Consider the following 9,314-nt stretch of genomic DNA (forward strand, 5'->3'; position numbering starts at 1 on the left):
CGGCGATTCAGGCATCGATCCACTCGCGATGCCATAGTTCGAGGATGAGGAGGGCCCAGAGTTGTGCCGCGTGGTCCTGCCGGCCGCTTATGTGTTCGTTCAGTATCCCTGTAACGGCAGAGGTATCAAAAATGCCGCGTTGCACAGTTCGACGGTCAGTCAGGACTTCGCGCGCGAAATTTGCCAGTGGTCCGCGCAGCCAGTGGACTATCGGGACGCCAAAACCCATTTTTGACCGGCTCTGGACTTCTTTTGGCAGAAATCGGCGAAACGTGTCCACCAGAATGCGTTTAGTGCGTTCTCCTCGCAGCTTATAGTCTATCGGCATCCTGGTAGCGAGTTCAACAACCCGATAGTCCAGAAAGGGCTGCCTGCATTCGAGGCCATGAGCCATGGATGCGATGTCGACCTTTGTCATCAAATCGCAGGGCAGATACGTTATCAGGTCGGTAAGCATGGCTGATGTAACAGGATCACGCTTATTGCTCATCCGCATGGCTTCGTGAATAAAGGTGGAGGAATCGAACAGCCCCAGAGTCTCAGAAAACGCACCGGTATAAAGAGCCTTACGCTCCGCAGCCTTGCATAGCGATATCATCGATACGTAGAGTTCCCGGGGCGACTGGTCAATCACCCCTAAAAAACGCTTGAGGCGTCTCAGAAACGAGCGTTTGTGCGGTGAAACGGGGATATGCTGCCAAAGCCGCGAACCAAGCAGGGTCCTGACGAAGGCCGGGAGTCGCTCTAATGCCTTACTCAGCCTTATCGCCTGATACCGGTGATAGCCTGCGAACAGCTCATCGCCCGCATCACCTGTCAATGCAACCGTGACATGTTGTTTCGTGAGTTTCGAGACATACCACGTCGGAATCGCGGAACTGTCGGCAAACGGCTCGTCGTAATGCCAGATCAGCTGTGGCAGGATCTCCAGCGCCTGCGGTTCGACAATAAACACTTCATGCTTTACGCCAAGATGCTGCGCAACACTCCTTGCATACCTGGTTTCATCAAATTCTGCAATCGGAGAGCCGATAGAAAATGTATGAACCGTTTTATTGCTCAGTTCCTGCATCAGTCCGACGATGATGCTGGAGTCGATTCCGCCGGAAAGAAACGCACCAAGGGGCACCTCGCTCTGCATCCTCAGCCGCACGGAATCGGTCATCGCTTCAGCGAGACGCTCTGACCATTGGGCTTTAGTGGTGACATTGTCCTGGAGATTATAGTCCGGAGTCCAGTACTGCTGAATATTCAGGCTCCCATTTTCCCATGTTGCGCACGCGCCTGGCGGCAGTTTTGCGATTCCCTCATAAATCGTCATGGGATGGGGCACATACATGTAGGTGAGATAGGAATCTATGGCTTTTGGGTCTACACGCCTGGGCACATTATCAAGCTCAACGATCCCCTTTAACTCACTGGCAAAGACGATACGATCGTTATTTGCATAGTAAAAAAGCGGTTTTTTCCCAAAGCGATCACGGGCCAGAACAAGCCTCTCATGGCGAGAGTCCCAGATGGCCAATGAGAACATGCCGTTTAGCTGTCCGAAGGCACCCAGCCCGGCTTCTTCATAGAGATGGATGATTACCTCGGTATCGGTGTCCGTACGGAAACGATGCCCTGAGGCCTTGAGCCTCTGCTTCAACTCCCTATAGTTATAAATTTCTCCGTTGAAAACAATAACAATGGTGTCGTCTTCGTTCGCAATAGGCTGTCGTCCGCTATCAATACCGATAATGGAAAGCCGCCTGTGCCCAAGTGCAACCGACCTGTCCATATAGGTACCGGACTGGTCTGGTCCCCGGTGAGTGAGCTGCGACGTCATGCGGACCAACGTTTCAAGGTCTATTGCCCAGGCAGGATTCGACCAGGCAGTACCAACTATTCCGCACATTTGAATTTTCTTCTTTTCTTAATCATGGGCCTGCTTATCTCCGACCCTGTCAGATCTGTCAGGCATCATTGCAAGGAACTCCTTGAGCCGATAAGCGTGTCCCGAATCCAGGGAGAGTTATCGTCTTTGCGCTGCTGCAGAATAAACCCTTCGTCCCTCAGAAATTCACGCACAAAATCGAGGGTGCGATAGCTGTCACTATGGCCGAGATCTGCTATCCAGTCGTGGCAGGCTATTGCAACATTTCTGACACAGCTGAATCTGCGCCGGAAGCCTGAAAGCGCCAGCCGCTCCGCTCCCTCTATGTTCATTTTCAGCAGGTCGATACGGCTGATGTCGTTTGACTCGACAAAGTCATCAAGGGTGATGGCATCAACGTTGATCGATTGTTCACCTTCATTTATGAAAATGGAATTGCGAACATGGGCCTCTGCATCGGCAATTGCTATCGTGCCGGGCATGTCTGATACGGCAGCAGCAATTACCTTTACCTGCATCAGACCGCTCCTCTGAACAGTCTTGGTCAGGCATCGGGCTGTCCCCGGATTGGCCTCGAAGGAGAAGACTCTGCCTTGACTGCCGACATACCCTGCAAAGACGACTGTATCCTCACCTATACCTGCCCCGACGTCGACAACAACGTCGCCCGGGCCCGGAACATACCCGGCAAACCAGTAGTCAGCAACGCGCGCGCGCATCTTCCGGAGGTCCGTACGGTGCGGCACAGGGCTGACAATTACACCGTCGGACTGCGCGTTTACGTAGTCGCCATCCTGGTCGATTGTTAATTTTATCAATCGCAGGCCGGCAATGCTGCGTATCGCAGACACAAGGGATCTGCCGGCAGAGCCGCTTTCAAAGATATGAGATTCCAGCGTATAGAGAGATTGAATGAAATTATTCATGTATATTCTTCAGCCTTTCGTTTCAGTCTTCTGTACCCGGCCCTTGCAAACAACCAGAGACCATGTCGGATTTTGGCAACGCGGGAACCCTGTAAGGCCTTAAAGAATGCCCTTGTCTTCCAGCTCAATGGATTGCCTGAATCTATATAGTCCAGATGTTCCTTTGCGAGGTGATCCTGAATCAGGACCAATGCCCTCTCTTTATGGTCTGAGGCTATTGTATCGTAAAGCCAGCAAAACATTTCAAGTTGGGATTGTAAAAATAAATCACAATAGTCCTCATAAAGTTTCCGGGAAATAAGAAATTCCCGAACCCTATCAAAAATCAGTATTCTGTCTGTTATTGACCAGTTTCTCCTATACGTAATTGAGGTTTTACGCTGGCGATAATAATAAAGCGGCTCCGGCAAAATGGCAATTTTTGAGGCCTGCGTTATGATTTGCCAGTGTACAGGAAGGTCTTCGTAGATAAGCCCTGCGGGGAACAGGATATGCAGCGAGCGTACTAAATCAGACCTGATGAGTTTGGTCCACGCAAAGGCATGGCATTTTAGCAGGGCGACCCTGTCTGTGGGGGCTATGGCAGTCAGGCGGGAGGACTGTTTACTGTTTTCTTTCAGGTCTTCCTGACGATAGAAAGCGGCATAGTCATAGATTACAAGATCGGCATTAGCTGCTTCGGCGCACTCGGCCGCTTTGCGGCAGAGATCCGTATCAGCAAAATCGTCTGAATCCATGAAAAGCATGTATTTCCCGGTGGCCTCTGCCATGCCAACATTGCGGGTAGTTGCTAATCCTTCATTCACCTGCTTGTCGATTACCTTGATCCGGTTATCTTTTGCCTCATATTCCCGAACGATGGAAAGTGATCCGTCTGTTGAACAATCATTTACGCAGATAATCTCTATTTCACGCAGCGTCTGGTTGACAACAGAGTCAAGACAGTCGCGGAGATACGTTTCCACGTTATAAATGGGAATAATTATGGAGATATGCGGGAAAGAAGCTGATTTCATTATGATAGGCCTGTCACAATGCTCTTAAGTTTTTGATACTGTTCTGCAAGATCAGGCAATGTAATCTTTGCAATATCTAAATCCTTTAGTGTCGCGACCATGTCAATTGTCTTTTCCGCATTAATTTGATTTTGAAATGTAATGTGTGGGAGGGAGCGAAGCCAGGCCTCGTACGTTGCTCGTATCTTATGGTTGGCACTCGGTATTGCGATGCAGGGGGTTCCGGTGATTGCAGCAAATATCATTCCGTGAAGACGATCGGTAATAACTACCTGAACGCTCCTGAAGAGGTCCCACATTTTATGAAGCTCTGCTTCGCGCACCTGTAACGCAAGGCCGCTGCCGCCGATATGCGTGTCGGCTTCGAGGACATGAGGAATGGTGCTAAGGATATCTCTGAGGAAGGCAGTCCGCTCCAGCGATGAGAAAGAAGATTCATTGTCTTTTCTGATGCAGAGCAGGACGCCATGACGTTTTTGTCCGGCCCGGATCTGATTCAGGGACAATACGATATCAGGGACCAAGTGCACCCGGTTGAGCGGAAAAGTATTTTGCATGATCTTGAACGAGATGGGTTCTCTTGCACACAGGTGAAGATTTTTATGTCTGCTGTATGTCCTGATCGTTTTGTTTAGCTCGCGTTGTCCCTCAGGGGTGTCAGAAAAGTCCATGGTCTGCGGAAATGAGATGATTCTGTTTTTCGGGAAATGTCCGATGACAAATCTCCGGCAATCCTCAATAGAGTGATGCAGGTCCCCCATATTACCGCCACCCGTAATGGTAATTACGTCATCCGGGGTCACAATGCGCTTAAGTGCTTTCAGATGGGTAAAGGTCGAGCTGATGGGAAAATCTATTATTTCAGAGCCGGGAAAACATGATTCAAGGAAACGTTCCTGAGCATAGGTAATCGCAACATCACCCAGATTACCGTAGTCTGCTGCGAGAGCGACAATTGTTTTGTGACTGTCCTTAATACGAATAAGCTCTGCATCAGCCGTGCTGCTCAAATAGTACAGTGCTCGAGCCTTTATCCCTACGGGAATAACCCGTTTGATTTCTCTTAGGATTCTCCTCACGTGCGAATTACCGAAATTCTCTCAAACAAAGGCAAATCAAGTCTTCTTACGAAAGACTGCTACCATTTGATTTTGTGCAAACAGGGCATTCATTCCTTTTGTGTATACCTGTCTTAAGAAGCGGCGCAACGTTTGTCCGCGATCATCCCTGGCGACATCCGCATCAAATGAACGGATCGGCGGCAGTTCAACATGATCTTCCTTTCCGCGACGATAAACTACGTTTCCTCCGTTTTGCGTCGGCACTTCGGGACTCCAGAAGTCAACCTCCTGATTTCTCGTACGCCACCAGTGTCGAATATTAATAACGCCGCCTCGGTACCAATAGTCGGTTCTCTGCAAGCCTGCTCGGGCTGCAAGCAGCGACAGGGTCTTAAGGCCAAAGAAGTTAACATGGGACGGAGCGCAGAAGTGACCACACCTCTTTCCATACATATAATAGTCAAGACTGTTAATGTTAGGAGTAGTAATTACCAGATGACCGGACGGCCTTAACAACTGAACAAGATCCTGCATCCATGCTAAAGGATCCGACACATGTTCAATAACCTCCACTGCAGTGACCAAATCGAATGTTCCCTGCTCGCTTGCGAGATCATCCAGATCTGAGACAATCCGCAGTCCATAATGATCCCGGGCAAATTGTGCAGCTATCTCGTTATATTCAACACCTACCCGCTCAAAGTCTTTTGAAGGCATGCTTGCCAATAGTCCGCCAAGGCCGCATCCAATATCAACAATGCGACCTTTGGAACAGATGGAGCGAAGATATGTCGCGAAATCTGACAACTGGAATCCAAGGGTTCGACAGTATGGCCCGAAGCGTTCGTTAACAGGCCGCTCATTGTTCTGGCAGTAGTGCCTGTAATATTCCGAGTTGTAGTAGATGCGTGCGCCCTCCTCGTTAAGGCGGGGATTCACAAAAATAAAGCCGCAATTTCGGCAGCGACAATGGGCAAACCCCCTCAGCACAAAGAGTTGCTTTGAAGAGTTGCTTCCGCATACCGGACAATTATCAAGTCTGTGGGGATAGAGAAGTTCCCCGTCTGCAAATAAAGGTTTTACAGCATCCGATAAAAACATCTATTAACTCACCTCATTTTTACTCGAAGCATCAGAATATATTATTCCTCAGGATCGAATCTGGCTCCGCTGGCGCAGTTCACGCAGAGCAATGGGAAACAACAGAAGCAGGCATATTGCCCCTGATAATGTCAACGAGCCGGCCAGTTGGAAGAGAGAATCAGGAACAATTAATCTGTTCATGGTTATGCTTATCAAATAAAAGACAACACTGTATACTGTGCCGTATCCCAACTCGCGCCAAAATGCCCAAAAGCTGATGTTGCATACTCGAGAGATGTACCACGGCGTGAACAATGTATTCCGCAGGGTCAGCATGATACAGCCTGACAGGGCAATTCCCATTAATCCCATCTTGTTGGCGAGTATGATACTGAGAAGGACGTTCACAACTCCCAAAAACAGGGTAACAACTGCCGGCACCTTAACCCGCCCTATTGCAAGTGCGGCATTCCATGAAGGAAGGATGCCGAGACTGATGACCAGATAGGAAGTGAGCAACAGAGCCACCGGCGTCAGGGAAACAAACTCCTGACCAAGCCAAAGCGAGAGAATTTCTTCAGCAGAGCCGCAGAAGATGCCTACAAGCAGTGCCATAAATAGCGTTGTTATCCTGATTGATCGGAGAAGATACCTTGAGAAGGCAGGCTGATCTCCCCGTGCCCATAGCGCTGCCTGATTGGGAGCAAATAGCCCTGAAACAAGCGAAGCAAGAGATCGCAGTTGCAGGGAGATGACCGATATTGCTGCTAACTGGCCGGCAGCAGTGGCACCGAGAACCCGGTTGGCTACCAGAAGATCGGTCTGCAGAAAAAGAAGTCCGCCTATTTGAGCCACTGTCATCCATCCGCCCAGTGCTATGATTTCACGCAATATCGAGCGATCGAACCATTGCATAGAGATCTCTATCCCGGGTAACAAATGCCGGTGTATCCGCAGATGAAGAAAGCAGATAAGGATGCTGCCTGCAAGCAGTGCAATGGCGTATGTCGTTAAGTTTGCACCGACCGTGCTGAAAAGAACAACAATGAGGGCAAGGAAAAAGACCGTTCTTGCAAGCGAGGTCCCGCTGAACAGGTCAAGTCTGTTTCGTACGAACATCGCTGCCCCAAGGGGCCCGCTTATCGTAGTGAAACCGAAGGCAACGACAGCAAGCAGATAAAGAATGCGCGCGTCAACAACCACCTCTGGCGGCATAATGATCAGTTTTTCTATAAAAATAGATAGGGCTAAGAGAGGAAGAAAAGAGATCGCAAAAAGGCGCAGCAACCCATAGACAGCAGTACTGATCTCCTTATTCGCTTTTTCGTATTCCTGCTGTTCAACAGCAAATGTTAAATTCCGTCCGACCGTGGCAATAAGCGAGGTAGTAGCGATAGCCATGAAACTGATCATTGTATTTATGACGCCGACAACACCATAAGACTCCACGCCAAGGTTCCTGATAATGTAAGGGGTTGCCACAAGATTGAGAAGGATGGATACGAACTGCGCGCCAAAACGAAAAACTGCATTCCAACCAGTTTTCCCGCGTGGTGCTACCAGAATGCCATCTGTTTGTTTGGCAGATTGAATGGTATTTATATCCACTTCGACCCTTGTACCTGTCAATAAATCTTTGATCCGAGACGCGGCAAATAACTATTGAATTAGAAAGATGGGATGGAGAAGCAAGACAATCCTGCAATAAGAAATATTGTGGAGAAGACTCCCGAGTTCGATAACCCGGGAGTCTTCTCCACTAACTTTTCAGGGTGTAATTGCCGTAGCGCAGTTGGAATACGCAGAGTACCCCGTGCCTGTCTTATACGCCCGTATCCGGTAGGAGTAATCTGTCTCAGGCGTAAGAGAGCCGTTTGCGTAGCTCGTTGTGTTTGCGGCCCGCACGGTTATGACTGCCCAGCCTGAGCCATCACACTCCCCTGCCTTCCGCTCAATACTGAAACTCGTCTCATCCGAGTTGTCTGTCCAGCCAAGGTTTATTTGTGTAGCAGAGACCGCCGTGGCCGTAAGCCCTGTTGGCGTTGCCAGTAATGTCGTAGCAGTGGCACAGTTGGAATATGCAGAGTACCCCGTCCCGGTATTGTACGCCCGTATGCGGTAGGAATACTGCGTGCCAACGCTCAGCGAGCCGTTTGCGTAACTCTCCGTATTGGCAGCCGGTGCATTTATCACTGTCCAGCCGGCTCCGTCGCATGCCCCAGCCTTCCGCTCAAGGCTGAATGCCGTTTCATCGGAATTGTCCGTCCACGATACATTTATCTGTGTTGACGATACCGTTACAGCCGTAAGCCCGGACGGGGCTTCAGGAGGAATTACCAGCGTTGTAGCAGTAGCACAGTTGGAGTAAGCAGAGTACCCCGTGCCTGTCTTATACGCCCGTATCCGGTAGGAATACTCCGTTTCAGATGCAAGAGAGCCGTTTGCATAGCTCGTTGCATTGACAGCCGGTGCATTTATCACTGCCCAGCCAGAGTCACCACATTCCCCAGCCTTACGCTCAAGGCTGTAGGCCGTCTCCTCCGAGGTATCGTTCCAGGACACGGTTATCTGCGACGCTGATACTGCTGTGGCCGTAAGCCCGGTCGGGGCTGATATGGACGTTGCAGCATTAGCGCAGTTCGAGTAGGCCGAGTAACCTATACCTGTTTTGTAAGCCCGTATCCGGTAGGAATATTGGCTGCCGGTCGAAAGCGAGCCGTTTGCATAACTCGTAGCATTGGCAGCGGGCGCGGTAATTTGAGCCCAGCCTGCACCGCCACATGTCCCTGCCTTGCGCTCAAGGCTGTAACTGGTCTCCCCGGAGGTATCATTCCAGGACACGGTTATCTGCGTTGAAGAGACAGCCGTCGCCGCCAGGCCAGTCGGGGTTTGCGGCAGTGTAGCTGCCGTTGCACAGTTAGAGTATGCAGAGTAGCCTGCACCTGACTTATATGCCCGTATCCGGTAGGAATACTGTGTGCCTGTTGGAAGTGATCCGTTTGCATAGCTGGTTGCGCCTGCAGCCGGTGCGTTTATCACTGCCCAGCCTGAGCCGTCACATGCCCCTGCCTTCCGCTCAAGGCTGAAGGCCGTTTCATCAGAGTTGTCTGTCCATGATACAGTTATCTGTGATGATGATACCGCTGTGGCAGTTAATCCGGACGGGGCTGCCGATACGCTGCTTCCGCTCAGGGCAGCATCCAAAATTGGCAGCTCGGGATCGTCTGAAGAGATCCTCAGGCTCGTTGCACTCTTGGCGCCGGACGTCAGCGGCGACATGGTTACATCAACCGTACAGGAGGCTGTCGGAGCTATCCCGCCGGAACAGGTATTATTCGTCGTCCCAAAGTCG

The 9,314-nt window shown here is 50.4% G+C and carries 7 protein-coding genes; all 7 read right to left on the reverse strand.

All coding sequences use genetic code 11. From position 1 onward, the window contains the following. Nucleotides 1-7: 7 nt before the first annotated feature. Complete coding sequence (asnB, locus tag HZB62_07515; GenBank protein ID MBI5074998.1) at nucleotides 8-1,897, reverse strand: asparagine synthase (glutamine-hydrolyzing); 1,890 nt, start codon at nucleotides 1,895-1,897, stop codon at nucleotides 8-10. Between the two features lie 65 nt (nucleotides 1,898-1,962). Next, nucleotides 1,963-2,802 (reverse strand): FkbM family methyltransferase, encoded by an 840-nt coding sequence (locus HZB62_07520; GenBank protein ID MBI5074999.1) that lies wholly within the window; start codon nucleotides 2,800-2,802, stop codon nucleotides 1,963-1,965. After that, nucleotides 2,799-3,818 (reverse strand): glycosyltransferase family 2 protein, encoded by a 1,020-nt coding sequence (locus HZB62_07525; protein ID MBI5075000.1) that lies wholly within the window; start codon nucleotides 3,816-3,818, stop codon nucleotides 2,799-2,801. Before HZB62_07525 ends, HZB62_07520 begins: the two co-directional genes overlap by 4 nt. Continuing rightward, entirely contained in the window at nucleotides 3,818-4,828 is a 1,011-nt protein-coding gene (locus HZB62_07530) for a polysaccharide pyruvyl transferase family protein (GenBank protein ID MBI5075001.1), read from the reverse strand. Before HZB62_07530 ends, HZB62_07525 begins: the two co-directional genes overlap by 1 nt. Before the next feature lie 105 nt (nucleotides 4,829-4,933). After that, nucleotides 4,934-5,980, reverse strand: a complete 1,047-nt coding sequence (locus HZB62_07535; GenBank protein MBI5075002.1) for a class I SAM-dependent methyltransferase — start codon at nucleotides 5,978-5,980, stop codon at nucleotides 4,934-4,936. 48 nt (nucleotides 5,981-6,028) lie between these two features. Then, nucleotides 6,029-7,570 (reverse strand): polysaccharide biosynthesis C-terminal domain-containing protein, encoded by a 1,542-nt coding sequence (locus HZB62_07540; protein MBI5075003.1) that lies wholly within the window; start codon nucleotides 7,568-7,570, stop codon nucleotides 6,029-6,031. Nucleotides 7,571-7,729: 159 nt separating this feature from the next. Beyond that, nucleotides 7,730-9,314: fibronectin type III domain-containing protein (locus HZB62_07545; protein ID MBI5075004.1), on the reverse strand; the 1,585-nt coding region annotated here is incomplete at its 5' end.

The sequence above is a fragment of the Nitrospirota bacterium genome (assembly GCA_016214855.1).
GTDB lineage: Bacteria > Nitrospirota > Thermodesulfovibrionia > Thermodesulfovibrionales > UBA6898 > UBA6898.